We start from the raw sequence: 25,782 nt of genomic DNA, 5'->3' as shown, positions 1-25,782 counted from the left end.
CCACGCCCGCCGTGCGTCCGCCGACGGGACCCGGCCGCGGGGAACGCGTGCCGCTGCGTCGCGCGAACCGGCGGCGGACGCGCCGGTTGTTTCAAAACAGAGACGGTCCGGCGTGCGGCGATCGGTTGCATGACCACGCAACTGGCCCAGCGATCGGCCGCACAATTGTCCATGGGCAGACGGCGCGGGTTTGCCAACAATCTCCGAACCATCCCCGCGAGGTCCGCCATGAGCGTCCACACCTTCTTCTCGGCCAATCTGCTGCTCGCCTACACGGCCTATTTCATCGGTACGGCCAGCCCTGGGCCGAGCAATCTCGCGATCATGTCGGTCGCCGCGAACCAGGGCCGCAAGGCGGCGCTGGCGTTCGCGCTTGGCGTGATTTCAGGGTCGATGTTCTGGGCGACGGTGGCGGCGCTCGGCGTATCGGCCGCGTTGCTCGCATGGTCGAAGCTGCTGATCGCGATCAAGGTCTTCGGCGGGCTGTACCTGCTGTGGCTCGCGTTCAAGTCGGCGCGCACGGCGCTGGCGGGGCCGCCGGCGGCATCGGCGAACGCGGCGCGCGAGCAGCGGCTGTCGCGCTTCTACGTGCGCGGCGCGATGCTGCACCTGACCAATCCGAAGGCGATTCTCGTGTGGGTGTCGATCGTCGCGCTGTCGTCGAACGGCGCGGGCGGCGCGCACGGCGCCGTCGTGCCGGGCTGCCTCGCGATCGGCTGCGCGGTGTTCGGCGGCTATGCGCTGGTGTTCTCGATGGACGGTGCGCGCCGGTTGTACGTGCGCGGCCGGCGTGCGATGGAGGCGTGTCTGGCCGTCGTGTTCGGCGTGGCGGGGGTGCGGCTGCTGGTGACGAACGTGTGAGGTGTCGCGCGCCGGCTGCGCGGGCCGCGAGAGGCGGTCAGCCCGCGCAATCGTCGCGCCGGTGACGGCGTCGTGCGTGCCGTCGATACCGGCGTGGCCGATGTGCCGGTTGACGTGCCCGCATCGGGCCTCGCACCGCCCGCTGCTGCGCGACCCGTAACGGCGAGGGCCGCGTCTTTCCGGGTACAGTGTCGGGCAACCCATGAAGGATGCACGAGGTACCGGAAGATGCTGATGGTTCGTCTTTTGCGCTGGTTCGGTGTGCTGGCGGGACTGTGTGCCTGCACTTCGGTGTTTTCCGCCGATCCGGCGACAAGCAATCCGCTGCTGTCCAAAGTACGTCCGTGGTGTATCGGCCGCCTGGTGTTCGATCGGCCGGTTTCGAGCGAGATCTCGAGTCAGCGTTACGCGTACCGCGGGGAGCAACTGCTCACGACGCACGAGGTGCCGCCGGATGCCTACCAGGCCGCCATCGCCGCTCGCGAGCAGGTGATGCGTACCCGGCTGCGCGCGAATCCGGTCGAGATGGATCGGAATACCCGTCACGCGTGGCTGGAAAAGGCCTTTTCCCCCGTATCGGATTCGCGTGTTTTCGTCTTCAACGAAGCGGCGGCGAAATCCGTCACATTGCCGTTCGATACCGAAGGCTATCTGTACGCGAACCGCACGCTCGTCCGCACGACGGGCAGCATCGGCGCCGATGCGCTGGATCGTGTCGAGGGCATCTATGACGACACGTTCCGGCGCATCCGGATGCGCGACAACTGGGTCGTGCCGACCGAACCGGGCTTCTGCTTCGACGGCGGGATCGTGACCGGATCGTCCACCTACCCCGAAGAAGTCAGGCAATCGTTCGCGTTGATGCCGGGCCGACCGGCGCTGCTCGTGATTCAGTCGCGCAATGCCGTCGGTGACGATCGCGAGCAGCCGCTCAGCCGTACGCTGCCCGCGTTGCGCGCGAAATTCGATCGCCTGCCCGGAAGCTATCGCCTCGTGCGCGAGGGGAAACGGTCGATTGCCGGCATGGATGCCGAGGAAGTGCTGTTCGAGCTCCGGGACGGCGCCGTCACGGCTTATCGCTTCTACCTGCTCGCGCCGGGCAATGCCGCCACGCTTGCGCAACCGCATACCGCGATCGAGATGCTGCTGGGCGTGGCCGGGCAGAGCGACTTGCCGCCGGCGCAGGCCACCTCGCCGGTCGATGAGGCGCGCGCGCTGCAGGCATGGGACACGCTGCTGAACGGCCTGCACGCGCGACCGGGCGCGATCTGACCGGCGGCGGTGATGCGGGCGACGCGGGCGATGCGTTCGACCGGACGCCCCGCCGCGCCATGCACGGCGGAGGCCCCGCATCGAAGCGGCTTCAGAAAATGAAGCCCGTATTGATGAACTTCGAGTGGTGATCCGACACGATCGAGTCGAGCAGTTGCTTGCTGCCGTCGGTCTGCTTCGCCGCGACCATCGAGCGGATCGAGAACGCGCGCAGTGCGTCGCTCACCGACAGCGTGCCCTCGGCCGAATCCTTGCGCCCGGCGAACGGGAACACGTCGGGCCCGCGCTGGCACTGACAGTTGATGTTCACGCGGCACACCTGGTTCACGAGCGGATCGACGAGCGCGCCGATCTGCGCCGGATCGGAACCGAAGATGCTGACCTGCTGGCCGTGCTCCGACGTCGTCACGTAGTCGAGCGCGGTTTCCACGTCGTCGAACGGCGCGACCGGAATGATCGGCCCGAACTGCTCCTCGCGGTACAGTTTCATCCCTTCGGACACCGGATACACGACGGCCGGGTAGAACAGCGTCTTGCTGAATTCGCCGCCCTGATGGTTGACGACCTGCGCGCCCTTCGCCCTCGCGTCGTCGATCGCGTCCGTCATGTACGCGGTGCGATGCATGCCGGGCAGCGGCGTGATGCTGACGCCTTTTTCCCACGGCATGCCGATCTTCAGCTGTTCGAGCGCGGCGGTGAAGCGCTTCAGGAATTCGTCGACGATCGAGCGATGCACGAGCAGCATCTTCAGCGCGGTACAGCGCTGGCCGTTGAACGACAGCGCGCCGAGCAGGCACTCCTTCACGGTGAGGTCGAGATCGGCGTCGGGCAGCACGATCGCCGCGTTCTTCGCATCGAGACCGAGGATCGCGCGCAGCCGGTGCGACTTCGGGTGCTGCTTCTTCAGGTGATCGGCGACCTTGCTCGAGCCGATCAGCGCAAGCACGTTGATCTTGCCCGATGCGAGCATGTGCGGCACGACCACCGCGCCCGGCGCATAGATCGTGTTGATCACGCCCTTCGGGAACGCGTCGCGGAACGCTTCCAGCAGGGGCTCGAACAGCAGCGTGCCGTACTGCGGCGGCTTGAACACCACGGTGTTGCCCATCAGCAGCGCGGGGATCAGCGTCGCGAAGGTTTCGTTCAGCGGATAGTTGTACGGGCCCATGCACAGCACGACGCCGAGCGGCGTGCGGCGGATCTGGCCGATCGTGCCCTCCGCGATCACGAAGCGCGAGTTCGCGTTGTCGAGCTCCTTCAGCGCGTCGATCGTCTGCGTCATGTACGTGACGGTGCGGTCGAATTCCTTCTGCGAATCGGCGAGGCTCTTGCCGATCTCCCACATGATCAGGTTCACGACGCGTTCGCGCTGCGCGACCATTCGCTTGATGAAATCCTGCATGCACGCGATGCGCTGCTCGACCTTCATCGTCGGCCACTCGCCGCGGCCGGCGTCGTACGCGCGTACCGCGGCGTCGAGCGCCGCGTCGCTTTCCGTTTCGCCCATCACCGGATAGCTGCCGATCTCGACCTGCTCGACGCCGCCGTCCGGCTGCCGCACGCACACGGGCGACAGCACGGTCTTGGTCGCGCCGTCCCACGGTCGCAATTCGCCGTCGACGAGCGACACGCGCTGGTGAATCGGCGAAGCCAGCCGGAATTCGGCGGGGATGTCCTGTAAGGCGGGAAAGAGGTGCTGCAGGGAGGCGGAATCGGGCATGACGGTCTCGTTTGACGGGGGTGTCCGGGAAGGACGGGCGATGCGAATCCTGAGCTGAATGATCCTCGATCCTGAATCGGCATCATGACCTGCACGCGACGGCGCGTCACGCGGGAACATGGCCGATTCAGCGAATGGAACCAGTTCCATTAAAAAGGAACGCCGTCACGAATGCAACAATGACCGAATCGCGGCAGCGGCATCGTAAGTATTTAGAAAGACTGTTTCCGAATCGCCGGTATAACGGCTTGGGTGCAACCGCAAACGTTTTACTTCGGCCGAATTGAGCGGATAATGGCGCAGCGCGGTGAGGAAAAAAATGCAGTGAACCTGAGAGCAGACGTAGTGAAGAATAGAAGTCGGTCCGCCGCGCTGCCGATACGAGGTCGGCTGCCCGGAGCGCCGGGTCGGGGTTGCCCGGTCCGGCGCGCACCGGACCGTTGAATCCGTCCCGCCAGTCCCGCCAGCTTGGCCGATCCTTCGTGATCCTCTCCAGCTTCTCCGCCGTCGTATCCCGAATCCCGCCTTTTACCGATCGTCGCCGCATGACGCGATCGATCCGATGCTTTCGTTTTTATTACGATTCGAGCCGCCCAATCGCTTGAAACAGAAAGGCATTCGTCAGGAATGCAGAGCGCATCGCGCATTCACGTTGTGGCCAGGCGACACGTTGAAAATTAATTAAAAACACGAATCATTCTCGTTTATTATTTCGCCGCATTACGAGCCGTGACGGGATGTCACGGCTTTTTTCGTGCCGCTTGCGCTGGCCGTTCGCCGTTTTCTTCACCACCTCTACGTTCACGATGAAACTCCACACGAGCGCGTGCCATGCGCTTCTGATCGCCACGTCGCTGGCCGGCGCCCGCACTTCGTTTGCGCAGGCGAGCGATGCCGCGGCGACCCTGCCCGCGATTTCCGTCAACGCGGCCGCCGAGCATGCGTCGTACGACGGCGGCCATTCGCGCGCGGCGACCAAGACGGACATGTCGCTGATGGACGTGCCGCAAACCGTGAACGTCGTGCCGCACGCGGTGATCGAGGATCAGAACGCGACGTCGCTGCAGGACGCGCTGCGCAACGTGCCGGGCGTCGGCTTCTCGGTCGGCGACGGCCAGCGCGACCAGATCACGATTCGCGGCTTCAACAGCATCACGGACCAGTACGTCGACGGCATTCGCGACGACGCGCTGTACTACCGCGACCTGTCGAACGTCGATCGCGTCGAGGTGCTGAAGGGGCCGGCGGCCGTGCTGTACGGGCGCGGCTCGGCGGGCGGCATCGTGAATCGCGTGCTGAAGCGGCCGCAGGCGAACCCGGTGAACGACGTGGGCGTGACGCTCGGCACGCGCGGCGAGCGGCGCGGCGAATTCGATCTCGGCTGGAACCCGAACGACGCGGCGCGCTTTCGCATCACCGGCGCGGCCGAGAATTCGAACAGCTTCCGCGACCGGTTCCAGCTCAACCGGCAGGCGATCGCGCCGTCCGCGCAGTTCAAGCTCGACCGCGACACGGTGCTGAACGTCGAATTCGACTACCTGCACGACCGTCGCACGTCCGATCAGGGGTTGCCTGCGTATCGCGGCCGGCCGGTCGACGTGCCGATCAACACGTACTACGGGTCGGCCGACGGCGGGAACAGTTCGTACAACGACATCTCCGCGAAAAGCGCGACGGTGTCGCTCGATCATCGCTTCAACGATTCGCTGTCGTTCCACGGCGCGATCCGCGCGTACGACTTCTCGCTCGAGCGGAAGAACTACGTGACGTACGAGCCGATCAAGACCGCCGCGCACCCGGTCGTCACGCTCGATCAGTCGACGCGCCAGCGCACCGATCACGGCATCGACGGGCTGTTCGAACTCACGCAGAAGACCTCGCTGTTCGGCATGCGTCACGAGCTGCTGTACGGGCTGGAGCTGTCGCAGCAGCAGAAGTTCGACACGATCTACAGCGTGACGAAGGTCGCGACCTACGATCTGTTCAATCCGCAGCCGGTCGTCCTGCCCGGCGTGCCGGGCGGCACGCGCGCGAAGACGAACGCGTCGACCGTCGTCGGGCTCGCGGGCGTCTATGCGCAGGACCTGATCTCGCTGACCGAACACTGGAAGGTGCTCGCCGGCCTGCGCTTCGATTACCTGAACCAGATCCGCCACGACTACACGTCGTCGAACGTCAACCTCGACCGCACCGATCATGCATGGAGCCCGCGTGTCGGCCTGATCTACGAACCGCTCGACTGGCTCACGCTGTACGGGTCGTTCAGCCAGTCGTTCTCGCCGCTGGCCGACACGCTGATCAGTTCCGGCGCGTTCTCGAACGGCGCCGCGCTCGCGCCGCAGAAGACCACCGCGTATGAAGTGGGCTCGCGCTTCGACCTCGGCGGCAAGGCGACGGCCAGCGTCGCGCTGTTCGACATGCGCCAGACCAACCAGCAGATCGGCGACCCGGCGAATCCCGGCTATGCGCTGCCGATCGGCACGCAGCACGTGCGCGGGATGGAACTCGGCTTCACCGGCGAGATCGCGCCGAAGTGGTCGGTGTATGCGGGTTACGCGTACCTGAACGGCACGGTGGACGGGTCCGCGCAATCGACGGCGGCCGGCCTGGCGGTGTCGAGCAACACGCCGGGGCTGATGCCGCGCCACAGCGCGAACCTGTGGCTCAAGCGCGAGCTGCCGTACGGCTTCTATGCGGCGGCCGGCATGCAGTTCCAGTCCGCGCGCTATACGTCGGCGAGCGATCTCGTCACGCTGCCGTCGTTCACGGTGTTCAACCTGGGCGCCGGCTATCGCAGCAAGAAGGTCGATGTGACGCTCACGCTCGACAACCTGTTCGATCGACGCTACTTCATCGCCGCGCACGGCAACGCGGACCTGTACAACATGCCCGGCGATCCGCGTACGCTGACCGCCACGGTGAAGTGGCACATGTAACGCACGCGGTGCGCGACAATGCGGGTCTTCGTCACGACGACTCGCACCCGACTGCCCATGAGCCGCCACGCGCTTGATGCGTCCAGCATGACCGCCCGCGCCCGCGCGCTGCTTTTATCGTTGCTGGCGTGCGGCCCGGTCGCGGCCGGCGCGCAGACCATTCCCGCGGATGCCGAGCCGGGTTGCCATGCCGTGCATGTCGACCGGACGATCACGCTGTCGGGGCGTTACGCGCTCGACTACGGCGACGAATCGATCGGGCCGGACGTGGGGTTCGCAGAGGACGACGCGTCGGCGCGGCACTTGCCTGATCGCTCGCAGCGCGCAGGCGTGATCGTTTTCACGAACCAGCCCGACGCGCGGCGCCGGCTGCGGCTGCCCGCCGCGCAGCCGCGCGGCGTGTGCCGGTTCGACGGGCGCGCGACGCTCGTGATCCGCGATCTGGAGACCGCGTGCCCGGGGCTGGAAACGCCCGATCGTGCGCGGCTGGTGAAGGTCGTGTCAGCCGACGCGCCGGCGCGGCACGCATGCGGCGCCACCGCGCGGTGACGCCGGCGCGGCAGCGCCGTTACTCGACGTCTTCGTCATCTTCTTCATCGGCGTCTCGCGCGTCGCGTTCCGGCGCCGCATACGCGCTCGCCTGTTCGAGCAGCCAGCCGCGGAACGATTCCAGCGGCTTGCTGTGGCTGAACTCCGTCGGATACACGAGGTAGTACGCCGAATCGCCGACGGTTGCCGCATCGCACGGCACGACGAGCCCGAGTTGCTGCAACTGTTCCTCGACGAAAAACTTCGGCACGAGCGCGACGCCGAGCCCGGCCGCGGCCGCGCTGATCAGCATCGTATGCAGCTCGTAGCGCACGCCCTGCATCGTGCGGATGTCCTCGACGCCGTGCGTCTCGAACCACTGCGCCCACGCGCCGGGGCGCGTCGTCGAGTGCAGCAGCGGGTACGCGAGCAGATCCTCGACGCGCTCGACCGGCCCGTTCAGCAGCGCGGGCGAGCAGATCGGCACGACTTCCTCGCCGAACAGGTAGTCGGACGACGTGCCGGGCCACGTCGGCTTGCCGTAGTGGATCGCGGCTTCGAAGTGCGTGTCCTCGAACGAGAACAGGTCGGTGCGGCTGCCCATGTTCACGCGCACGTCGGGCGTGCGGTCGTAGAAGCTCTTGATGCGCGGGATCAGCCAGTGCGACGCGAAGGTCGGCAGCACCGCGAGTTCCAGGTAGCCGCCGCCGCTGCCGTGCGCGATGATCGACAGCGTGTCGCGGTCGAGCGCTTCCAGCGCGCGCCGCACCTGCGTGCCGTACAGCTTGCCGGCGCGCGTCAGCACGACGCGCTGCTTCACGCGCGCGAACAGCCGCACGCCGAGGCTCGCCTCCAGCGTCGCGATCTGCCGCGACACCGCGCTTTCGGTCAGGAACAGCTCCTTGGCCGCGTGCGTGAAACTCTCGTGGCGGGCGGCGGCTTCGAAAGCCACGAGCGCGCCCATGTTGGGGATCTTGAATTTGCGCATGATGCTCTATTTATCCGACAAAAAGGGCCGCGCCGCACGGGGGTGAGGGGGAGCGAAGGGCCGCTGATAATTCCAAAAACTCATCACATATCAATTTAATCTCGCTTTACGCCCCGCTGCAACCCTTTGAATAATGCTTCCCGTGCAAGGTCAGGCGCCCGCCGGGCGGCCGGCCGACGAGTTGCCGGCACGTTTGCCGGCGGGTCCCCCGAGACGAGAATCCTGATGCGCAATCCGAATATCGACAGCTTGCTGACGAAGCTGCTGGGACAGGCGAAGACCGACGCCCTGTTCTCGACCCTGAACATGCCGGCCATCCTCGAAGAATGGGAAGACGGCGTCGTGACGCGCGCGGAAATCGCGCAGGCGATGAACATGGCGCTGTTCGAAGGGCTGCTCGAGCGTTCGGCGAACGGCCGCGCGTACACGGCCGAGGCGATCGAAAACGGTGGCTCGGTCTATTTCGACCACGGCGCGCTGCGCACGGTGCGCTGGCCGCACACGGGCGCGCTGCCGCCGGGCGAGGCGGCGTTCACGCGCATCCTGCGTCCGCTCGGCTTCCGCCTGAACGGCCGTTACCCGCTCGACAAGCTCGGCATGACGGGCCGCGCGTATGCGCATGAAGACGCGCCGGACGAAATCGCGCAGTTTTTCGTCAGCGAACTGCATCCGGAGCGCTTCTCGAAGGAATTCCAGCAGGCGGTGACGAACGTCGTCAGTTCGTCGCGCGACCCGCTGTCGCCGGCGGCCGTCGCGCTGCTGTGGGAAGTCGAGCGCGAAGGCTGGCTGTCGCTCGAAGCCGCGCACGCGCTGCTGCCGGAAATCGTCGGCGCGTTCGCGCGCCAGCACGATGTGCCGAACGAGCTCGACTACGAAACGCTGCTGATGGAATCGGCGGAGATGGCGTGGATCGCGACCGAAGGCAATGCGTTCAACCATGCGACCGACCGCGTCGCCGACGTGTTCAAGCTGTCCGACGACGAGAAGGCGAAGGGCCGGCCGATGAAGCCGGAGGTCGAGCGCTCGCGCTCGGGCCGCGTGTTCCAGACGGCCTATCGCGCGGATACCGTCGAGCGCGAATTCCGCACCCGCGACGGCGGCACGGTCAAGCGCAACGTGCCGGGGTCGTTCTACGAATTCATCACGCGCAAGCGCACGTTCGACCAGGCGGCGCGGCGCTGGGTGACCGACCTGCGCTTCGACGCGGGCAATGCGCAGGGCATCTTCAAGATGACGGCGAACGCGGCGAAGTAAGCACGGCGCGTCACGTATCGCGTGCACAAGCAGAAGGGCCGGCGGCTGGTTCCAGCCGTCGGCCCGTTTTCATTGACGGGGCGTCGCGTGCGTCAGAAGAGGTGCGTGACCAGAAAAAACAGCACCAGCAGCCCGATCGGTACGCCGAGCAGCCATGCGATCAGATATTTGCCCATGTCGTGGTCCTCCGCGTGGCCGCGACGCGGTGCGCGTCGCGGCGGGGTGAGACGACTGGCGCGTTACAGCTCGCGGTCGAATTCCTTCAACTGCTTCTCGGCTTCGTCGCGGGCGATCCCGTAACGCTCCTGGATCTTGCCGGCCAGATAGTCGCGATTGCCTTCCGCGACCTGGAGGTCGTCGTCGGTCAGCTTGCCCCACTTGGCCTTCAGCTTGCCGGTGAGCTGCTTCCACTGGCCCTTGATCTTGTCTTCGTTCATGGTGTGCTCCTTTCGTAAGGGGAGAAAAGTGCGGCGCTCGGCCGCGGGGTAGCTCAGGCCTTCGCCTTCAGGCCGGATGCGTCGACGTGCTTCACGCCCTTGATCGCGCGCGTCACGGCGATGGCCTTCTTCACGGCGACCTTCGTCGGCAGCACGCCCGTGAGCGTGACGACGCCGTCGACCGTCTTCACGCTGATGTCGGTGCTCTTCACGCCGTCGGTGGTTGCGAGCTCGCCCTTCACCTTGGTCGTGATCCACGTGTCGGTGACCGGCTGATTCGATTCGCTCGCCATGCCGCTGTCGGTCGACGAGGCCTGGGCGTGCGCGTTCGTGAGCGGGGCGGCGGACAGCAGGAAGGCCGCGCTGACGGCGAGCAGGGTCGAAAGGTGCGAGGTCTTGTTCATTGATGTTCTCCTTCGATTGGCGGGTTGAATCAATCAGTCGGTGAGCACGGCGCGTTCCCGTGCGTTCGTGTGCCTCAGCGGGCGATCGGCGTGTCGTAGCCGGGCTCGCGCGGCGGCATGTCCGGGCGCGGCACGTCGGGCGGCAGCGGTACCGGCGGGTCGGTGCCGGGCGCCGGCTCGGGCGGATTGTCCGGGGCCGGTTCGGGCCGCGTCGGATCGGGTGTCTGATGCAATTTCATCCGGGTGTCCTCCCTCTGCGGTATGAAAGGGCAGCGCATGAGCGCCGATGCAGTACCAGCGTACCGACGCGAACGCGAGCGGACATCGCGCAAATTCACCGGATCGGTTAGTGCGTTTGCACTGGGGGGCGGAACAGACGGTGGGGCGGGGACATGCACCACGACCCGGGCAACGCGGCGCGACAGGCGAGCGGGCCGCACCGCACCATTCGGCGGGGCACCGCACGATCACGGGCGGCATGCGAATGTACTATTCGAGATAGTGCATTCGCGCGTGTCGCGCCGTTGCGCGGCACGCGATCATCGCCGCACGCGCCGGCCGGGGCATGCCGTTGCAACGGGCGCCCGGCCGGCGCTCGGGTTGACCGCTCATGTTGACGACAGGGACAACGATTCGATGAACGAACAAGTAGACGAACAGGCGCTCAAGTCGCATACCGACCGGCGCCAGCTGCACCAGATCATCGCGGGACTCACCGAGGGCGTGATCCTGATCGAGCCGGACCAGCGGATCGTCTGGGCGAACGAGGCCGCGCTCGCGATGCATGGCGTGACCGAGCTGAAGGCGCTCGGCGCGGACGTCACCGAATACCGCGAGCGATTCCGGCTGCGCTACCGGAACAACCATCCGGTGCGCGACGGCCGCTATCCGATGGATCGCGTGATCGCCGGAGAGGAGTTCAGCGACGTGACGGTCGAAGTCGAATCGGCCGCCGACGCGTCGGTGAGCTGGGTGCACCGCATCCGCAGCCTGGTGCTGACGAACGCGGCCGGCGAACCAGACTGCCTCGCGCTCGTGCTGCACGACGCGACCGAATGGGCGAGCGCCGAGGAGCGCTTCGAGCGCACCTTCAACGCGAACCCGGCGCCGGCCGTGATCTGCCGGCTCGACGACTTGCGCTACGTGAAGGTCAACCAGGGCTTTCTCGACATGACGGGCCACGCGCGCGACGACGTGCTCGGCCGCTCGGTGTACGAGATCGACGTGCTCGAACAGGCCGAACGGCGCGAGCTCGCGATCGAGCGGCTCGGCGAAGGCGCGACGATTCCGCAGATGGAGGCCGTGCTCAAGCTTGCCGACGGCAGCACCAAGGCGGTGGTCGTCGCCGGGCAGCCGATCGACATGAACGGCGAGGCGTGCATGCTGTTCACGTTCATGGATCTCGAGCCGCGCAAGCAGGCCGAGCGCGCGCTGATGCAAAGCGAGGAACGCTTCGCGACGGCCTTCCGGATGGCGCCGGTCGCGATGGCGATCGTCACGGCCGACCGTTTCGAGCTGCTCGACGTGAACGATGGGTTTGCCGCGATGACGGGCCATGCGCAGGCCGACCTCCTTGGTAAATCCGCGGACGAGATCGGGCTGTGGGCCGAACGCGGTGCGTGGTCGCGCATCGAAGGCCGGCTCGCCGGCGACGGCCACGTGCGCAACGTGGACGTGCAGATCCGCACGCGCGACGGCGACGTGCGCGATTGCGTCGTGTCGGCCGACCCCGTCGCGATTCACGGACGCGACTGCCTGCTCGTCGCGCTGCTCGACATCAGCGACCGCAAGCGTACCGAGATGGAGCTCGTCTACGCGATCGAGACCGCGATGCAGGATGCGTCGTGGTTCAGCCGTACGCTGATCGAGAAGCTCGCGAACGTGCGGCGCGCGAATGCGCCGGATGCGGGCGCGCAGCTGTCCGACCTGACCGCGCGCGAGCGCGACGTGTTCGACCTGCTGTGCCACGGCCTGGCCGACAAGGAGATCGCCGGCCGCCTCGGGCTCGCGCCGAACACCGTGCGCAATCACGTCGCGACGATCTACGCGAAGCTCGACGTGCACAGCCGCGGCGAGGCGATCGTGTGGGCGCGCGAGCGCGGGATCGTCGGCACGGCCGAACCGAACGGCGCGCGCGGCGACAAGGGCGGCGCGAAGGGCAAGGACTGACCGCGGCGGTACGAATGCACCATGCCGATTGGTGCATCCGCATCTGCCGCCCGCGGCGTCCGCTTGCGATCCTGTCCACTCGGCGGTGCGGCGCAGGGGCGCGGCGTCGCCGGCTCTCCCCCAAACCATCGCAGGAGATGACCATGGACAGGAATCGCATCGAAGGCAAGCTCAAACAGGTCAAGGGTTCGGTCAAGGAAGCACTGGGCAAGGTGACGGGCGACCGCGAAACCGAAGCGGAAGGCCTGGCCGAACAGCAGGCCGGCAAGCTTCAGGAGAAGGCCGGCGAGGCGGCCGATGCGGTGCGCAAGCATACGGGCACCGATCGCCACTGAGCGATGACGTGGCGCCCGCCACGGGCGTCGCGAAGGCCGGCCGGGCCGGCGTCGCAGCGATGATGCGTGGCCGGCATGACCATGGCCGGCCTTTCTCCACGGGCGCGGCCGCCATTTCCTGCACGAGCACTCCATCCACGGCCCCCGTCGTACGGGCCGCGGATCGGCCATGAATCCGGAACTTGATGACAAATCCTCACAACGTAGTTCCGATATTTCGTTTGCTGCACGGGTATTGGCTACCCACAATCCATTCACCTCTTTCGCGGTGAAAGGTTCTTCGGAGACGGAACCGCGGTGATCGGCCGGCCGGGCGGACGCATGCAATGCGCCCCGGGCAGTGCAAGCAGTCACCGGCGCGCAGGAGGTTGCCGACGCGCGTCATTCGCGCGTTGCATCCCGACCCTCAGAAGAAGGACTGCCATGACGTTCCGCATTCGTTCGCTTTCCGGCGCGGCACTGACCGCCGCGCTTCTCGCGTTCCAGACGGGCGCGGCCCATGCGCAGGAGACGATCGTCAAGGTCGGCGTGGCGGGCCCGCTGACGGGCGGCGGCGCCGCCTACGGCAAGGACATCGAGAACGGCGTGCGCATGGCGGTCGACGAAGCGAATGCCGCGCGTACGACGGTCGGCGGCAAGCCGGTGAAATTCGTGATCGCGTCGCAGGACGACCAGAGCGATCCGCGCACCGGCGTACAGGCCGCGCAGCAACTCGCCGACGCGCAGGTCGCCGTCGTGATCGGCCACTTCAATTCGGGCACGACGCTGCCCGCGTCGAAGATCTACGCGAAGGCCGGCATTCCGATGATCACGCCGTCGGCGACCAATCCCGACATCACGCGCGCCGGGCTCGACACCGTGTATCGCGTGATCGCGACCGACACGCAGAACGCCGGCAACGCCGGTGCGTATGCGGCGAGCGTGACGAAGGCGAAGCGCATCGCGATCATTGACGATCGCACCGCGTTCGGCCAGGGCGAAGCCGACGAATTCGAGAAGTCGGTGAAGGCGAACGGCGGCACGATCGTCGCGCGCGAATTCACGAACGACAAGGCCGTCGACTTCAGCGCGCAGCTCACGAAGATCAAGAGCACCAATGCCGATCTCGTGTTCTTCGGCGGCCTCGACGCACAGGCCGCGATGCTCGTGAAGCGCATGCGCCAGCTCGGCATCCGCGCGCAGTTCCTCGCGGGCGGCGGCGTGATGAACGCGAACTTCATCCGGCTGGCCGGCAATGCGGCCGAGGGCGCGTCGGTGTGGGAATACGGGCAGCCGCTGTCGCGGCTCGCGAAGGGCAAGCTGTTCGAAACGAAATTCAAGCAGAAGTACGGCGTCGACATGCTCGCGTATGCGCCGTTCGCGTACGACGCGACGTGGATCGCGATCAACGCGATGCAGAAGGCGAACTCGACCAAGCCGGCCGATTTCAACGGTGCGCTGAAGGGCACGCGCTACGACGGCATCACGGGCACGATCGCGTTCACGAACACGGGCGACCTGAAGAACCCGAGCTCGACGCTGTATGAAGTGAAGAACGCCGCGTGGCAGCCCGTCACGACCAAGTCGGCGGACTGAATGCAACCCGCGTGAGCGGGCTTTCGCGGCGATGCCGGACGTGTTGAAATAGCCGGAGCGATCGCCGACGAAGGCTGCCCGCGCGACGCCGCGCGAGTCGCGGCACGAACCACCCAACGGGCGCGGCCGGCTGGCTGCGCCTTTTACGTGTAACCGGAGTCAGTCGTGAGTTCTCAAGTCGTCATCGTCGGCGGTGGTGTGATCGGCAGCTCGATCGCGTATTTCCTGCGCGCCACCGATCCCACGGTCGCCGTGACCGTCATCGAACGCGATCCTACCTATGCAAGATCGTCGTCGGCGCTGTCGGCCGCGTCGATTCGCCAGCAGTTTTCCACGCCGCTGTCGATCGAGATGTCGCTGTTCGGCATCGAGTTCCTGCGCACGATCGGCGAGCGGCTCGAAGTGGACGGCAACCGGCCGTCGATCGATCTGCACGAAGGCGGCTACCTGTTCCTCGCGACGCCGGCCGGCGACGCGACGCTGCGCGAGAACCATGCGCTGCAGACCAGCCTCGGCGCCGATATCCGGCTGATGGACGGCGACGCGCTGCGCGCGAAGTTTCCGTGGCTGAACGTCGACGATCTCGTGTCGGGTGCGTACGGCGTGAGCGGCGAAGGCTGGTTCGACGGCTACGGGCTCGTGCAGGCGCTGCGCAAGAAGGCGCAGGCGCTCGGCGCGCGCTACGTGCCGGCCGACGTGAAGGACGTGGTGCGCGACGGCCGCAAGATTACGCATGTGGTGACGGACGACGGCGAGCGCTACGCGTGCGACACGCTCGTCAACGCGGCCGGCGCATGGACGCGTACGCTGTCGTCGATGATGGGCATCGACATTCCGGTGTTTGCACGGCGTCGCAGCATCTTCAACGTATCGTCGCCGGCGAAGCTTGCCGATTGCCCGCTGCTGATCGATCCGACCGGCGTGTATTTCCGGCCGGAAGGGCGCACGTATATCTGCGGCACGTCGCCGAGCCCCGATCGCGACCCGGACGACCTGCCGCTCGACGAAGTCGACCACGACCTGTTCGACGACGTGATCTGGCCGACGCTCGCGCATCGCGTACCGGAATTCGAGGCGCTGCGCGTCGAGAATTGCTGGTCCGGTTACTACGAGTACAACGTGTTCGATCACAACGCGATCATCGGCTACCACCCGGAACTCGACAACGTCGTGTTCGCGAACGGCTACAGCGGCCACGGGCTGCAGCAGGGGCCCGCGACGGGGCGCGGCGTCAGCGAACTCATTCTGGGCGGGCGTTACGACACGCTCGACCTGTCGTCGCTCGGCTGGGCGCGCGTGCTCGAAAACCGGCCGATCGTCGAAAAGAACGTCGTGTAGCGCGGCGTGACCGCCCGGTATGGGGTGGGCGGGATTCTCCTAGTGTCTCAAACCCGTTGGCCCGACTTTCGTCGGGCCTTTTTTTGTCGTCGGCAGGCTGATCCGTACCCGATGTCGTCGATGTCGGAATGTGGCAACATCGCGGAGGTTTTTACACACTGACTGTCTACTTGAGCAACGGGGGGCGCTGGAATGAGCGACATCGCCATCGATATACCGTGGCCGGTCATGATGCTGATTTTGGGTATCAGCTATTGGCCGTTGTGGCTGCTTGTCGGTGCCGGGTTGATGTATTTCGGTATGACGCGTCTGCGCGGGATCGGGCGTATTGCCTGTATCGTCGCTGCGGTCTTGTTCATCGCTTATACCGGCTTGGGCTTGTACGTGATTCTTGCCAGGTAGGGGAAACGTCCGTGACGGCGTGCGATAACGTTGCGGTCAGCCGGGATTGGCGTTGCGTCGATTCAGGGCGCTCGCCGCACGTTATTCGCCATGCCGGGCGCGAGGAAGTGGCCGAGCCGCATGGAACGAGACTGGCCCGGCTTTGCCGGGCCTTTTCCATTCCGCGCTACCGCACGCCATAAATCGCATCGCGCAGATCGAGCGTGTACTGCCCGTTCATCCCTTCGTAGAGCGTGTTCGACAGCGACACGACGGTGAGCCCGCGTGCGCGGTCGACGAACCACGAATGACCGTAGACGCCGCCCCAGCGCCACGTGCCGACGGATTCCGGCGACGCGGCCGCCTGCGGGTCGTGCAGCACCGAGAAGCCGATTCCGAAGCCCGCGCCGGGCAGGTCCGGCAATTCCAGATCGCCGGTCTGTACGCGGCCCATCTCGTCGACCAGCTCGGCGGGCAGGATCGCGCCGCCGCCCGCGCGCAACGTGTCCAGCACCGTCAGCACGTCGCCGGCGGTGCCGACCATCCCGGCGCCGCCCGACGGGAACGCGTGTGCATCCAGCGCACGCGACGGCGAGTACGTGACGCCGACGAACCCTTCGACGATGGGTACCGTCTCGTTCTCGGCGAGCCGGTGCGGCTGCGGCGTGTCGTTGACGTACGGCGTCGCGAGCCGCGCGGGATCGCGTGCGACGAACGCCGTGTCGTGCACGCCGAGCGGGCGCAGCACGAGCGCATCGATCGCATCGGGGAGCGGCACGCCGCAGACGGCCTCGATCAGCGCGCCGATGACGTCGATCGACAGCGAGTAGTTCCAGCTGGTGCCGGGCGCGAACAGCAGCGGCACGCTCGCGATCCGGCGCAGGTTGTCGGCGAGCGTGATCGATGCGGCATCGAGCCCATCGGAGACGCCCGCACGCGCATACGGGCCGTTCGCATCGGTTTCGTTGAAGCGATAGTCGAGGCCGGCGGTATGCACGAGCAACTGGCGCACCGTGATCGTCGGCACGCGGCCGTCGGGCAGCGCCGGACGGAATTCGGGCAGCCAGCGCGTGACGTCGTCGTCGAGCGACAGCTTGCGTTGCGCGACGAGCGCCATCGCGGCCGCCGAGACGATCGGCTTCGTCACCGACGCGAGCCGGAACAGCGTGTCCTCGCGCATCGGCGTACGCGATTCGCGGTCCGCGAAGCCGGCCGCGCGGCGATAGACGAGTTCGCCGTCGCGGGCGACGAGGACGACCGCGCCGACGAGGCGCTGCGTGTCGAGCTGGCGGGACAGGACCGCGTCGATGCGCTCGGCGAGCGCGCGATCGGTTGACGACTGCAGTGACGATGCGGGAGAGAAGGTCATCGAAAATTCCGTCGTGAAGGGCCTGGTCGACATGTTATGGGACGCGCGCCGCACGCGTCGTTAACCCTTACATGGAACGGGGCGATGTGCGCGGCAGGGGCCGGCGTCGACGAATACCGGGCCCCGCAGCAGACAAAATATGCCCCAATCGACCGGCGCCGTTCGTTAGAATCTGCTTTCGTCGAGGAAATGACGCATTTGCATGGGTGCAGAGCAGTATCGAATCGAAGACGCTGCTTGTCCTGATTCCATCGTTCATCTTTCACCGGAGGCGAGCATGCCAGGTTTACTTCCCGATGTTGACCGCGAGGGGCTCCTCGAATATTCGGTGGTGTACACCGATCGCTCCGTCAACCATATGTCGCAGCGCTTCCAGGCCGTCATGCGCGACATCTCCGCCACGCTGAAAAACGTCTACAACGCGAAGTCGGTCGCGATCGTCCCGGGCAGCGGGACGTTCGGCATGGAGGCCGTGGCGCGGCAGTTCGCGACGAACAGGAAGTGCCTCGTCATCCGCAACGGCTGGTTCAGCTTCCGCTGGTCGCAGATTTTCGACATGGGCGGCATTCCGTCCGAGACGACGGTGCTGAAGGCGCGTCCGGTCGAAGCGGGCAGGCAGGCCGCCTATGCGCCGGCGCCGATCGACGAAGTGGTCGCCGCGATCAACGAGCACAAGCCCGATCTCGTGTTCGCGCCGCACGTCGAAACCGCGTCCGGCATGATGCTGCCCGATGCGTACCTGCGCGCGGTGGCCGATGCCGTGCATGCGGTCGGCGGCATGTTCGTGCTGGATTGCATCGCGTCGGGCACCGTGTGGGTCGACATGCAGGCGAGCGGCGTCGATATCCTGATCAGCGCGCCGCAAAAGGGCTGGAGCGCGTCGCCGTGTTGCGCGATGGTCATGTTGAGCCCGCTCGCGCGGGAACGCATCGATTCGACGACGAGCACCAGCTTCGCGTGCGATCTGCGCAAGTGGCTGCAGATCATGGAAGCGTACGAGGGCGGCGGGTTCGCGTACCACGCGACGATGCCCACGGACAGCCTCACGACGCTGCGCGACGTGATGAAGGAAACCGAGGCATATGGCTTCGACAAGGTGAAGGCGGAACAGCTCGAACTCGGCGAGCGCGTTCGTGCCGTGCTGACGGAGAAGGGATTCAGAAGCGTGGCCGCGAAAGGGTTCGAGGCGCCGGGTGTCGTGGTCAGCTACACGGACGACGACGGTATTCGCACCGGGCAGAAATTCGCCGATGTCGGTTTGCAGATCGCGGCGGGCGTGCCGTTGCAATGCGACGAGCCGGCGGACTTCAAGACGTTCCGGCTCGGGTTGTTCGGTCTCGACAAGCTGCATGACATCGATGGGGCGGTGAAGCGGTTTGCCGATGCGTTGAACCGGATTGTTTGACGCGGTTTTTCGCCATGGCGTGTTGCGGTGGCTGCCGCTCATTGGTTGAGTGGCGGCTTTCGAGTCGTTGAAAACGCAACCATTCAGGATCGTGTCATGACCGATTGCGCGCTGACGTTCGCCAGTCAGGCCGAATGGGAAAACTGGTTGGGGCAAAACGGCGGCACGTCGACCGGAGCATGGCTGCGGCTCGCAAAAAAGGGCGCGGGGCAGCGAACCGTCACCTACGAACAGGCGGTTGAGAGCGCCCTCTGCCACGGCTGGATCGATGGCCAAAAGAAGGCCGAGAGCGGGCAGTATTGGTTGCAGCGCTTTAGCCCGCGTTCCGCGAAAAGCATCTGGTCAAAAATCAACAAGGACAAGGCCGAAGCGTTGATCGCCGCAGGCAGGATGCAGCCGTCTGGCCTGTCCGAGATCGACAGGGCCAGGAAGGACGGCCGCTGGGAGGCGGCCTATACGTCGGCCAGCAACTCGATCGTGCCGGACGATTTGCAGGCGGCGCTGGACGCCAATCCGAAAGCCGCGAAGTTTTTTGCAACGCTGAACAGCCGTAATCGCTATGCGATCCTGTTCCGGATACAGAACGCCAAGAAGCCGGAAACGCGGGCGCGCAAAATCGCGGAATTCATCGACATGCTGAAGCGGGGCGAGACTTTTCATCCGTAGAGAGCGGGCTTCTGACGGCGTGGAGCGCCCGATTGATCATCGCCCGTTCGCGAACGTTCGACGTCGCCCGAAGCCGCGTCGCCGCTGCACGGCTACGCGGGCAAAAGGCCTGCCTTACGATAACTGTCGATCAGCGCGTCGTAGAGCGAGAGATCGGCACGGCTGCGCGCGATGAGCTGAGCGCCGGCGATGGCGGCGAAGATGGCCCGCGCCCGCTGTTTGCTCTCCCGAGCGCCGACCACTGCCGCCGCGGACAGCACCTTGCTCAACCACGCCACGTTCACGTCGGCGAAGGCCAGCACTTCCTTCATCACGACTTCCGGCAGGTCGTCGGTTTCGGCGGCCATGAAGCTGCACAGGCACAGGCGGTTGCCGGTCTCGAGCGCCTTGCGAAAGGTATCCGGATAGCGACGCAGGCAATCCAGCGGATCGCGCGATCGGGCCAGCATGTCGTTCAGCGCCGCCGCTGAATCTTCCCGATAACGCCTCGCTACCGCCGCGCCGAGATCGGCCTTGCTTTCAAAATGGTGGTAGATGCTCGCGGCCTTGATCCCCACCTCGTTGGCGAGATCCCGATAGTTCAAGCCGCCGTAACCGTGCGTCTGCGCGAGCCGCGTGGCGGCTGCCAGAATTCTTTCTCTCGAGTTCGAGCTCGCGTCGTTCGTCACTGCGTCAGTCTCCGCGCACGGGAAATGGTGTTGACACTCCGGATTGTACCTTATATGGTTAACCTAACAAACGTTAGGTAGATTCGCGGGCGACGTGTGTTCATGTCGTCCGATCCAGTGCAAACGACCATGGAGCGCGCCTGCAATGACTTCCCGTACCGCCAATTTCGACGTAGCCCGACTGCCCGTGATGAAGGTCTACGATTTCCCGACCGGGCCCTATCCGACCCGCGTGCGCATCGCGCTGGCCGAAAAGGGGCTGCAATCGCGCGTCGAGTTCGTGATGGTCGATCTTTACAAGGGCGAGCATAAAAAGCCCGAGTTCATCGCCGGCAAGAATTATTCGGGTACGTTGCCGGTGCTGGAACTCGACGACGGAACCTGTATCGCCGAGTGCACGGCCATTACCGAATACCTCGACGCACTCGATGGCGCGCCCACGCTCACCGGCAGCACGCCTCGCGAAAAGGGCATCATTCACATGATGAGCAAACGCGCCGAGCTGGAGCTGCTCGACGCCGTCAGCGTCTATTTCCATCACGGCACGCCGGGGCTCGGCCCCGACGTCGAGACGTATCAAAACCCGGAGTGGGGGTTCCGCCAGCGCGACAAGGCGCTGAGGGGCATGCGCTACTTCGATGCCGTTCTGCAAAGCCGGCCGTATGTCGCGGGTGCGACGTTCTCGATGGCCGACATCACCGTCATCGGCGGTCTGATCTTTGCGATGCTCGTGAAGCTGCCGGTGCCTGAGGAATGCGAAGCGCTTCGCGCCTGGTACGCGCGCATGCTGCAGCGCGAGAGCGTCAGGAGCCAGCCGGTGTTCGCCGCCTTGACCTGAGCCGCTGTGGATGCGCGGCGACGTGTGTGAGAGCGCATGGGAAAGCCAGTGCATTGCGCGATCGGAGAGCGGCTTCGGTCACCGCTATTCCCGTATCATCTGTCCGGTTCGCCAGGACCGTATCACTGTCCATCCCAAGCTCATTCATCCGGGGGAGCCCCATGTTCGACCACGTCAAATTCGGCGTCAGCGACTACGCCGCCAGCAAGGCGTTTTTCCTCAAGGCGCTTGAACCGCTGGGCGTCGTGATTGTCGGGGAAGGCGAGCCGTCGTACGGGATAGAGATCAGTGCGCCCGGCAAGCCTTCGCTGTGTTTGTTCCAGACCGACGAGAAGCCGGCGCATCTCCACATCGCATTCGTGGCCGACACGCGGCAGCAAGTCGATGCGTTTTACCGCGCGGCGCTGGAGGCTGGTGCGAAAGACAATGGCGCGCCCGGGCTGCGGCCGCATTATCACGCGAACTATTACGCGGCGTTCGTCACCGGTCCGGATGGACACAATATCGAGGTGGTGTGTCATCGGGCGGAGGGGTGATGCGCCGGATCGGTAAAACGCTCGCGGTGATCTCGAGCATGGTGATCGTCGGCATCGCCCACGTTCAAGCAGCCTCCGGCGAAACTGCATTCCCGCGTTTCACGCAATCCGAAGGCAAGCTCGATGCCGACGGGCTTCCGCTGTCGGGCGTGAAGCTCTGCGTGCTGCCCGACCGTGCGCCGTGCTTCGAGATGCCGCCGAAGCTTGTCCCCGGTTCCGCCAAGGAGCTGTACCAGTTCGGTCTGAATCCACGCTCCGAACGGCTGCCGATTGCGTCGGGCGGCTCGTGGGTGTTTTTCTCGGGAATGTTCTCGGGGGGCGGCAGCGGAATGCTGGAACGTGTGGCTGTCCTGCGTGTCGGCGCGAATGGCAAGATCGAGAACCTGATGCCGATCGTCACCGAAACCGAGATGGCCGATCGTGCGATGTGGAGCGTGCCGCAGGTGTCGCCGTATCCGCTGTTCGTCCGGGCCGACTACGTGTGGGGCAAGGGCGAGGATCATTTCGGCAAGCACGTCTTCGACGTCGACGCATGGACGTTCGATCCCGCCGCCAATCGATACGCGAAGCGCTTTTCCTACCGGACGAGCAAACGCTATGACAGAGGCGAAGGCGCGGATCGCGTGCTGAGTGCCGAGCGTCCGGAAATCCTGCGGCGCCTCGCCGCCGCCCAATAGCGTGTTACCGCTGTGCGTCCCCGTAAGTCTCCTTGCACACCGCGCGTAGCGCGTCGACGAGCAGATCGCGCGCGGGCGACCGCGAATCGGCGGAGCGCGTGAACAGCGCGATGGGCGGCAGCGTCCACACCAGCGAATATGGCACGATCGCCACGCCGGCGATCCGCACCAGCTCTTCCGCGATATCGGCCGGCACGATCGACACGGCTTCGTCGCTCGACGCGATCATTTCGCCGATCAGCTTCGACGAATAGCTTTCGACGATCGGCACGGGCGGCGCGATGCCGGCCGACAGGAACAGGTCGGTCACCTGTTCGCGCATCGGCGTATGCGGCGCGCCGAGAATCCAGTCGAGCGCGTGCAGCTTGTGCCAGTCCAGCGGCGTGCGGGCGAGCTTGGCCGCCAGGCGCCGGCTCGCGATCATGCGCGGCTGCTGCTGGTACAGCACTTCGAACGAAACCTGCCCGAGATCGATCGCCGACGACGCGCGCCCGATCACGATGTCGACACTGTGATCCTTGAGTTGCAGCAGCAGCTGATCGCTGGTGCCTTCGTGAATCGTCACGGTCAGGCGCCGCTCCATGCGCGCTTGCAGCCGCTTCAGCGCGGCCGACAGCATCTGGCCGGAGATGAACGGAATCACGCCGATGTGCAGATGGGCCGCATGCCCGGCGGCGACGGCCTCCATCTCGCGGGCGAGGTGGTCGAGATCCTTGATCATCGCCTTCGCGCGCTCGAGCACGACCGCGCCGAGCGCGGTGGGCCGCATGCCGCGCGACGAGCGCTCGAACAGCGGCGTGCCGAACATGCTTTCCAGTTCGGACAGCGCGTTCGTCACGGCCGGCTGGCTGCTGGCCATGTGTTCGGCGACCCGCGTCAGCGATCCGTGCTGCTGGATCTGCAACAACAGCACCAGATGCCGGATCTTCAGACGCGCGCCGAGCCGCCTGACCACGTCGTTTGCGTCAAAATTCATTGACTGGTCATGTATTCATCAGAAAAAAGTGATGGGCCGATATTAAAACAGAATCATCACGTTATGGCGGATCCCTAGAATCCCCTTCATGGATCGCGCCGGGATTGGCCTGGCGCCCACGCCGGGACCCAAAACATGAAACAGACCGAGACACAGCAGCAGGCCGCGTTCGACTACCACGAGTTTCCGACCCCCGGGAAGATCTCGGTCGTCGCGAGCAAGCCGCTGGTGACCCAGCGCGATCTGGCGCTGGCCTATACGCCCGGCGTGGCGAGCGTGTGCGAGTCGATCGCCGCCGATCCGCTGCAGGCGCACCGCTTCACGAGCCGCGGCAACCTGGTCGGCGTGATCACGAACGGCACCGCGGTGCTCGGCCTCGGCAACATCGGCCCGCTCGCGTCGAAGCCGGTGATGGAAGGCAAGGCCGTCCTGTTCAAGAAGTTCGCCGGGATCGACGTGTTCGACATCGAGATCAACGAGACCGATCCGGACAAGCTGGTCGACATCATCGCCGGCCTCGAACCCACGTTCGGCGGCATCAACCTCGAGGACATCAAGGCGCCGGAATGCTTCACCGTCGAGCAGAAGCTGCGCGAGCGCATGAAGATTCCCGTTTTCCACGACGATCAGCACGGCACGGCCATCACCGTTTCCGCCGCGTTCATCAACGGGCTGAAGGTCGTCGGTAAGTCGATCAAGGAAGTGAAGGTCGTGACGTCGGGCGCCGGCGCGGCCGCGCTGGCGTGCCTGGACCTGCTGGTCGACCTCGGGCTGCCGGTGGAAAACGTGTGGGTGACCGACATCGAGGGCGTCGTCTATCGCGGCCGCACCACGCTGATGGACCCGGCCAAGTCGCGCTTCGCGCAGGAAACCGACGCGCGCAAACTCGCCGAAGTGATCGGCGGCGCGGACGTGTTCCTCGGCCTGTCGGTCGGCGGCATCCTCACGGCGGACATGCTGAAGGAAATGGCGGCGCGGCCGCTGATTCTCGCGCTGGCCAACCCGACGCCGGAAATCTTCCCGGAACTGGCGCACGAGACGCGCGATGACGTCGTCATCGCGACGGGCCGCTCGGACTACCCGAACCAGGTCAACAACGTGCTGTGCTTCCCGTACATTTTCCGGGGCGCGCTGGACGTCGGCGCGACGACGATCACGCGCGAGATGGAAATCGCCGCGGTGCATGCGATCGCCGGGCTGGCCGAGGAAGAGCAGAACGAAGTCGTCGCGGCGGCCTACGGTGCCTACGACGTGTCGTTTGGCCCGCAATACCTGATTCCGAAGCCGTTCGATCCGCGCCTGATCGTGCGGATCGCGCCGGCGGTGGCGAAGGCGGCGATGGAAGGCGGCGTGGCGACGCGTCCGCTCGCGAATCTCGATGCGTACGTCGAGCAGTTGCAGCAATTCGTCTACCACTCGGGCGCATTCATGAAGCCGCTGTTCGCGACCGCGCGTCAGCTCGTGCGTGACGGCGGCAAGGCGCGGATCGTGTTCACCGAAGGCGAAGACGAGCGGGTGCTGCGCGCGGTGCAGGTGATCGTCGACGAGAAGCTTGCGCGGCCGATTCTGGTCGGGCGTCCGGAGGTGCTGCTCGCGCGCATCGAGCGATTCGGCCTGCGTCTGCGACTCGGTCAGGATGTCGAAGTGACCAATCCGGAATACGACGAGCGCTTTCCGCAGTACTGGACGAAGTATTGGGAACTGCGCTGCCGCGACGGTATTTCGAAGGAAATGGCGCGCGTGGAAATGCGCCGCCGCCTGACGCTGATCGGCGCGATGATGGTGCAGCTCGGCGATGCGGACGGGATGATCTGCGGGACGGTGGGCGAGTATCACAATCACTTGCGGTTCGTGGACGAAGTGATCGGCAAGAAGCCGGGTGCGTCGACCTATGCGGCGATGAACATCCTGTTGCTCGATCAGCGGACGGTCGCACTGGTGGATACGCACGTGAACGACAACCCCGATGCGGAGCAGATCGCGGAATTCACGATCGCGGCGGCGCGCCAGATGGAATGGCTGAACCTGACACCGAAGGTCGCGCTGCTGTCGCGGTCGAATTTCGGGTCGGGGAGCGCGGCTTCGGGTGTGAAGATGCGCCGGGCGCTGGAGATCGTGCGCGAGCAGGCGCCGGATATCGAGGCGGATGGCGAGATGCATGGCGACTGTGCGCTCGATGAAGGGCTGCGGGCGAAGTTGCTGCCGATGTCGCCGTTGAAGGGGGCCGCGAATTTGCTGGTTTGTCCGAACGTGGATGCGGGGAATATTGCTTACAACCTGCTCAAGACCGAGGCGGGGAGTAATGTGGCGGTGGGGCCGTTCCTGTTGGGTGTGAATGCTCCCGTGAACATTCTTACTTCCAGTGCGACCGTGCGGCGGATCGTGAATATGGCTGCGTTGACGGTGATCGAGGCGAATCGGGGTGTGGCGGGCTGATTGATTGGTTTTG

24 protein-coding genes are annotated in these 25,782 nt (G+C 65.6%); 16 read left to right on the top strand and 8 right to left on the bottom strand.

The window, feature by feature from the left end; translation table 11 throughout:
* The first annotated feature begins 228 nt into the window (after positions 1 to 228).
* Both DFS13_RS12150 and DFS13_RS12145 read left to right on the top strand, forming a co-directional pair.
* On the top strand, positions 229 to 861 hold the full coding sequence (locus tag DFS13_RS12150; RefSeq protein ID WP_006484586.1) for a LysE family translocator: 633 nt from the start codon (positions 229 to 231) through the stop codon (positions 859 to 861).
* Positions 862 to 1,089: 228 nt separating this feature from the next.
* Entirely contained in the window at positions 1,090 to 2,133 is a 1,044-nt protein-coding gene (locus tag DFS13_RS12145) for a T6SS immunity protein Tli4 family protein (RefSeq protein ID WP_111441749.1), read from the top strand.
* Between the two features lie 91 nt (positions 2,134 to 2,224).
* Here the strand turns inward: DFS13_RS12145 and DFS13_RS12140 are convergent, their stop codons facing one another.
* Complete coding sequence (locus DFS13_RS12140) at positions 2,225 to 3,853, bottom strand: NADP-dependent glyceraldehyde-3-phosphate dehydrogenase (RefSeq protein WP_006484641.1); 1,629 nt, start codon at positions 3,851 to 3,853, stop codon at positions 2,225 to 2,227.
* Positions 3,854 to 4,659: 806 nt separating this feature from the next.
* Here DFS13_RS12140 and DFS13_RS12135 point away from each other — a divergent pair.
* Entirely contained in the window at positions 4,660 to 6,789 is a 2,130-nt protein-coding gene (locus DFS13_RS12135; RefSeq protein WP_060212855.1) for a TonB-dependent siderophore receptor, read from the top strand.
* Positions 6,790 to 6,876: 87 nt separating this feature from the next.
* Positions 6,877 to 7,338 (top strand): hypothetical protein, encoded by a 462-nt coding sequence (locus DFS13_RS12130; RefSeq protein ID WP_111441748.1) that lies wholly within the window; start codon positions 6,877 to 6,879, stop codon positions 7,336 to 7,338.
* Positions 7,339 to 7,357: 19 nt separating this feature from the next.
* On the opposite strand, the gene DFS13_RS12125 is transcribed toward DFS13_RS12130, so the two are convergent.
* Entirely contained in the window at positions 7,358 to 8,305 is a 948-nt protein-coding gene (locus tag DFS13_RS12125) for a LysR family transcriptional regulator (protein WP_006484618.1), read from the bottom strand.
* 225 nt (positions 8,306 to 8,530) lie between these two features.
* Here DFS13_RS12125 and DFS13_RS12120 point away from each other — a divergent pair, with 225 nt between their 5' ends.
* Positions 8,531 to 9,559 (top strand): DUF1338 domain-containing protein, encoded by a 1,029-nt coding sequence (locus DFS13_RS12120; protein ID WP_006495762.1) that lies wholly within the window; start codon positions 8,531 to 8,533, stop codon positions 9,557 to 9,559.
* Positions 9,560 to 9,798: 239 nt separating this feature from the next.
* Here DFS13_RS12120 and DFS13_RS12115 read toward each other — a convergent pair whose 3' ends face one another.
* From DFS13_RS12115 to DFS13_RS40280, 3 genes are all read right to left on the bottom strand, one after another.
* The gene (locus DFS13_RS12115) at positions 9,799 to 9,996 is read right to left on the bottom strand and encodes a CsbD family protein (RefSeq protein WP_006479804.1); all 198 of its coding nucleotides are present in this window, start codon (positions 9,994 to 9,996) and stop codon (positions 9,799 to 9,801) included.
* 53 nt (positions 9,997 to 10,049) lie between these two features.
* A complete protein-coding gene (locus DFS13_RS12110) occupies positions 10,050 to 10,400 on the bottom strand; it encodes a BON domain-containing protein (RefSeq protein ID WP_006484592.1) in 351 nt (116 codons plus the stop codon).
* A 74-nt stretch (positions 10,401 to 10,474) separates the two neighbouring features.
* On the bottom strand, positions 10,475 to 10,639 hold the full coding sequence (locus tag DFS13_RS40280; protein ID WP_006484627.1) for a hypothetical protein: 165 nt from the start codon (positions 10,637 to 10,639) through the stop codon (positions 10,475 to 10,477).
* Positions 10,640 to 11,036: 397 nt separating this feature from the next.
* Between DFS13_RS40280 and DFS13_RS12105 the strand changes: the two genes are divergently transcribed.
* The 5 genes from DFS13_RS12105 to DFS13_RS40275 all read left to right on the top strand — a co-directional run bounded on the left by DFS13_RS12105 (position 11,037) and on the right by DFS13_RS40275 (position 16,219).
* Positions 11,037 to 12,569, top strand: a complete 1,533-nt coding sequence (locus DFS13_RS12105) for a helix-turn-helix transcriptional regulator (RefSeq protein WP_111441747.1) — start codon at positions 11,037 to 11,039, stop codon at positions 12,567 to 12,569.
* A gap of 143 nt (positions 12,570 to 12,712) precedes the next feature.
* Positions 12,713 to 12,904 carry a CsbD family protein gene (locus tag DFS13_RS12100; protein WP_006495758.1) on the top strand — a complete coding sequence of 64 codons (192 nt, stop codon included), beginning with the start codon at positions 12,713 to 12,715 and terminating at the stop codon, positions 12,902 to 12,904.
* A gap of 423 nt (positions 12,905 to 13,327) precedes the next feature.
* The gene (locus tag DFS13_RS12090; RefSeq protein ID WP_006495757.1) at positions 13,328 to 14,479 is read left to right on the top strand and encodes a branched-chain amino acid ABC transporter substrate-binding protein; all 1,152 of its coding nucleotides are present in this window, start codon (positions 13,328 to 13,330) and stop codon (positions 14,477 to 14,479) included.
* A gap of 165 nt (positions 14,480 to 14,644) precedes the next feature.
* The gene (locus tag DFS13_RS12085; protein ID WP_006484555.1) at positions 14,645 to 15,817 is read left to right on the top strand and encodes an FAD-binding oxidoreductase; all 1,173 of its coding nucleotides are present in this window, start codon (positions 14,645 to 14,647) and stop codon (positions 15,815 to 15,817) included.
* A gap of 192 nt (positions 15,818 to 16,009) precedes the next feature.
* Positions 16,010 to 16,219: a hypothetical protein gene (locus DFS13_RS40275; protein ID WP_012493113.1), complete on the top strand. Its 210-nt coding sequence runs from the start codon at positions 16,010 to 16,012 to the stop codon at positions 16,217 to 16,219.
* A 166-nt stretch (positions 16,220 to 16,385) separates the two neighbouring features.
* Here the strand turns inward: DFS13_RS40275 and DFS13_RS12080 are convergent, their stop codons facing one another.
* On the bottom strand, positions 16,386 to 17,567 hold the full coding sequence (locus DFS13_RS12080; protein WP_111441746.1) for a serine hydrolase: 1,182 nt from the start codon (positions 17,565 to 17,567) through the stop codon (positions 16,386 to 16,388).
* Between the two features lie 277 nt (positions 17,568 to 17,844).
* Between DFS13_RS12080 and DFS13_RS12075 the strand changes: the two genes are divergently transcribed.
* Together DFS13_RS12075 and DFS13_RS12070 are read left to right on the top strand one after the other, a co-directional pair.
* Entirely contained in the window at positions 17,845 to 18,972 is a 1,128-nt protein-coding gene (locus DFS13_RS12075) for an aminotransferase class V-fold PLP-dependent enzyme (RefSeq protein WP_060212845.1), read from the top strand.
* A gap of 96 nt (positions 18,973 to 19,068) precedes the next feature.
* The gene (locus tag DFS13_RS12070) at positions 19,069 to 19,638 is read left to right on the top strand and encodes a YdeI family protein (RefSeq protein WP_111441745.1); all 570 of its coding nucleotides are present in this window, start codon (positions 19,069 to 19,071) and stop codon (positions 19,636 to 19,638) included.
* 92 nt (positions 19,639 to 19,730) lie between these two features.
* Here the strand turns inward: DFS13_RS12070 and DFS13_RS12065 are convergent, their stop codons facing one another.
* On the bottom strand, positions 19,731 to 20,306 hold the full coding sequence (locus tag DFS13_RS12065; RefSeq protein WP_034202807.1) for a TetR/AcrR family transcriptional regulator: 576 nt from the start codon (positions 20,304 to 20,306) through the stop codon (positions 19,731 to 19,733).
* Between the two features lie 145 nt (positions 20,307 to 20,451).
* Here DFS13_RS12065 and DFS13_RS12060 point away from each other — a divergent pair, with 145 nt between their 5' ends.
* The 3 genes from DFS13_RS12060 to DFS13_RS12050 all read left to right on the top strand — a co-directional run bounded on the left by DFS13_RS12060 (position 20,452) and on the right by DFS13_RS12050 (position 22,357).
* Positions 20,452 to 21,144, top strand: coding sequence for a glutathione S-transferase (locus DFS13_RS12060; protein WP_034202806.1), 693 nt, complete (start codon positions 20,452 to 20,454; stop codon positions 21,142 to 21,144).
* A 161-nt stretch (positions 21,145 to 21,305) separates the two neighbouring features.
* On the top strand, positions 21,306 to 21,680 hold the full coding sequence (locus tag DFS13_RS12055) for a VOC family protein (RefSeq protein ID WP_034202805.1): 375 nt from the start codon (positions 21,306 to 21,308) through the stop codon (positions 21,678 to 21,680).
* On the top strand, positions 21,680 to 22,357 hold the full coding sequence (locus DFS13_RS12050) for a hypothetical protein (protein WP_006495748.1): 678 nt from the start codon (positions 21,680 to 21,682) through the stop codon (positions 22,355 to 22,357). Before DFS13_RS12055 ends, DFS13_RS12050 begins: the two co-directional genes overlap by 1 nt.
* A gap of 4 nt (positions 22,358 to 22,361) precedes the next feature.
* Here the strand turns inward: DFS13_RS12050 and DFS13_RS12045 are convergent, their stop codons facing one another.
* Positions 22,362 to 23,333, bottom strand: a complete 972-nt coding sequence (locus DFS13_RS12045; RefSeq protein ID WP_006495747.1) for a LysR substrate-binding domain-containing protein — start codon at positions 23,331 to 23,333, stop codon at positions 22,362 to 22,364.
* 135 nt (positions 23,334 to 23,468) lie between these two features.
* Between DFS13_RS12045 and DFS13_RS12040 the strand changes: the two genes are divergently transcribed.
* The gene (locus DFS13_RS12040) at positions 23,469 to 25,769 is read left to right on the top strand and encodes an NADP-dependent malic enzyme (protein ID WP_006495745.1); all 2,301 of its coding nucleotides are present in this window, start codon (positions 23,469 to 23,471) and stop codon (positions 25,767 to 25,769) included.
* Positions 25,770 to 25,782: the final 13 nt, after the last annotated feature.

The sequence above is a fragment of the Burkholderia sp. 28_3 genome (genome assembly GCF_003253915.1).
GTDB classification, from domain to species: domain Bacteria; phylum Pseudomonadota; class Gammaproteobacteria; order Burkholderiales; family Burkholderiaceae; genus Burkholderia; species Burkholderia cenocepacia.
This window is presented reverse-complemented; position numbering and strand designations above follow the sequence as displayed.

What these genes read in the sequence shown, in the direction of transcription:
- DFS13_RS12150 (WP_006484586.1), top strand. Translation starts at nt 229, where the DNA reads ATGAGCGTCCACACCTTCTTCTCGGCCAATCTGCTGCTCGCCTACACG.
- DFS13_RS12145 (WP_111441749.1), top strand. Translation starts at nt 1,090, where the DNA reads ATGCTGATGGTTCGTCTTTTGCGCTGGTTCGGTGTGCTGGCGGGACTG.
- DFS13_RS12140 (WP_006484641.1), bottom strand. Translation starts at nt 3,853, where the DNA reads ATGCCCGATTCCGCCTCCCTGCAGCACCTCTTTCCCGCCTTACAGGAC.
- DFS13_RS12135 (WP_060212855.1), top strand. Translation starts at nt 4,660, where the DNA reads ATGAAACTCCACACGAGCGCGTGCCATGCGCTTCTGATCGCCACGTCG.
- DFS13_RS12130 (WP_111441748.1), top strand. Translation starts at nt 6,877, where the DNA reads ATGACCGCCCGCGCCCGCGCGCTGCTTTTATCGTTGCTGGCGTGCGGC.
- DFS13_RS12125 (WP_006484618.1), bottom strand. Translation starts at nt 8,305, where the DNA reads ATGCGCAAATTCAAGATCCCCAACATGGGCGCGCTCGTGGCTTTCGAA.
- DFS13_RS12120 (WP_006495762.1), top strand. Translation starts at nt 8,531, where the DNA reads ATGCGCAATCCGAATATCGACAGCTTGCTGACGAAGCTGCTGGGACAG.
- DFS13_RS12115 (WP_006479804.1), bottom strand. Translation starts at nt 9,996, where the DNA reads ATGAACGAAGACAAGATCAAGGGCCAGTGGAAGCAGCTCACCGGCAAG.
- DFS13_RS12110 (WP_006484592.1), bottom strand. Translation starts at nt 10,400, where the DNA reads ATGAACAAGACCTCGCACCTTTCGACCCTGCTCGCCGTCAGCGCGGCC.
- DFS13_RS40280 (WP_006484627.1), bottom strand. Translation starts at nt 10,639, where the DNA reads ATGAAATTGCATCAGACACCCGATCCGACGCGGCCCGAACCGGCCCCG.
- DFS13_RS12105 (WP_111441747.1), top strand. Translation starts at nt 11,037, where the DNA reads ATGAACGAACAAGTAGACGAACAGGCGCTCAAGTCGCATACCGACCGG.
- DFS13_RS12100 (WP_006495758.1), top strand. Translation starts at nt 12,713, where the DNA reads ATGGACAGGAATCGCATCGAAGGCAAGCTCAAACAGGTCAAGGGTTCG.
- DFS13_RS12090 (WP_006495757.1), top strand. Translation starts at nt 13,328, where the DNA reads ATGACGTTCCGCATTCGTTCGCTTTCCGGCGCGGCACTGACCGCCGCG.
- DFS13_RS40275 (WP_012493113.1), top strand. Translation starts at nt 16,010, where the DNA reads ATGAGCGACATCGCCATCGATATACCGTGGCCGGTCATGATGCTGATT.
- DFS13_RS12080 (WP_111441746.1), bottom strand. Translation starts at nt 17,567, where the DNA reads ATGACCTTCTCTCCCGCATCGTCACTGCAGTCGTCAACCGATCGCGCG.
- DFS13_RS12075 (WP_060212845.1), top strand. Translation starts at nt 17,845, where the DNA reads ATGCCAGGTTTACTTCCCGATGTTGACCGCGAGGGGCTCCTCGAATAT.
- DFS13_RS12070 (WP_111441745.1), top strand. Translation starts at nt 19,069, where the DNA reads ATGACCGATTGCGCGCTGACGTTCGCCAGTCAGGCCGAATGGGAAAAC.
- DFS13_RS12060 (WP_034202806.1), top strand. Translation starts at nt 20,452, where the DNA reads ATGACTTCCCGTACCGCCAATTTCGACGTAGCCCGACTGCCCGTGATG.
- DFS13_RS12055 (WP_034202805.1), top strand. Translation starts at nt 21,306, where the DNA reads ATGTTCGACCACGTCAAATTCGGCGTCAGCGACTACGCCGCCAGCAAG.
- DFS13_RS12050 (WP_006495748.1), top strand. Translation starts at nt 21,680, where the DNA reads ATGCGCCGGATCGGTAAAACGCTCGCGGTGATCTCGAGCATGGTGATC.
- DFS13_RS12045 (WP_006495747.1), bottom strand. Translation starts at nt 23,333, where the DNA reads ATGAATTTTGACGCAAACGACGTGGTCAGGCGGCTCGGCGCGCGTCTG.
- DFS13_RS12040 (WP_006495745.1), top strand. Translation starts at nt 23,469, where the DNA reads ATGAAACAGACCGAGACACAGCAGCAGGCCGCGTTCGACTACCACGAG.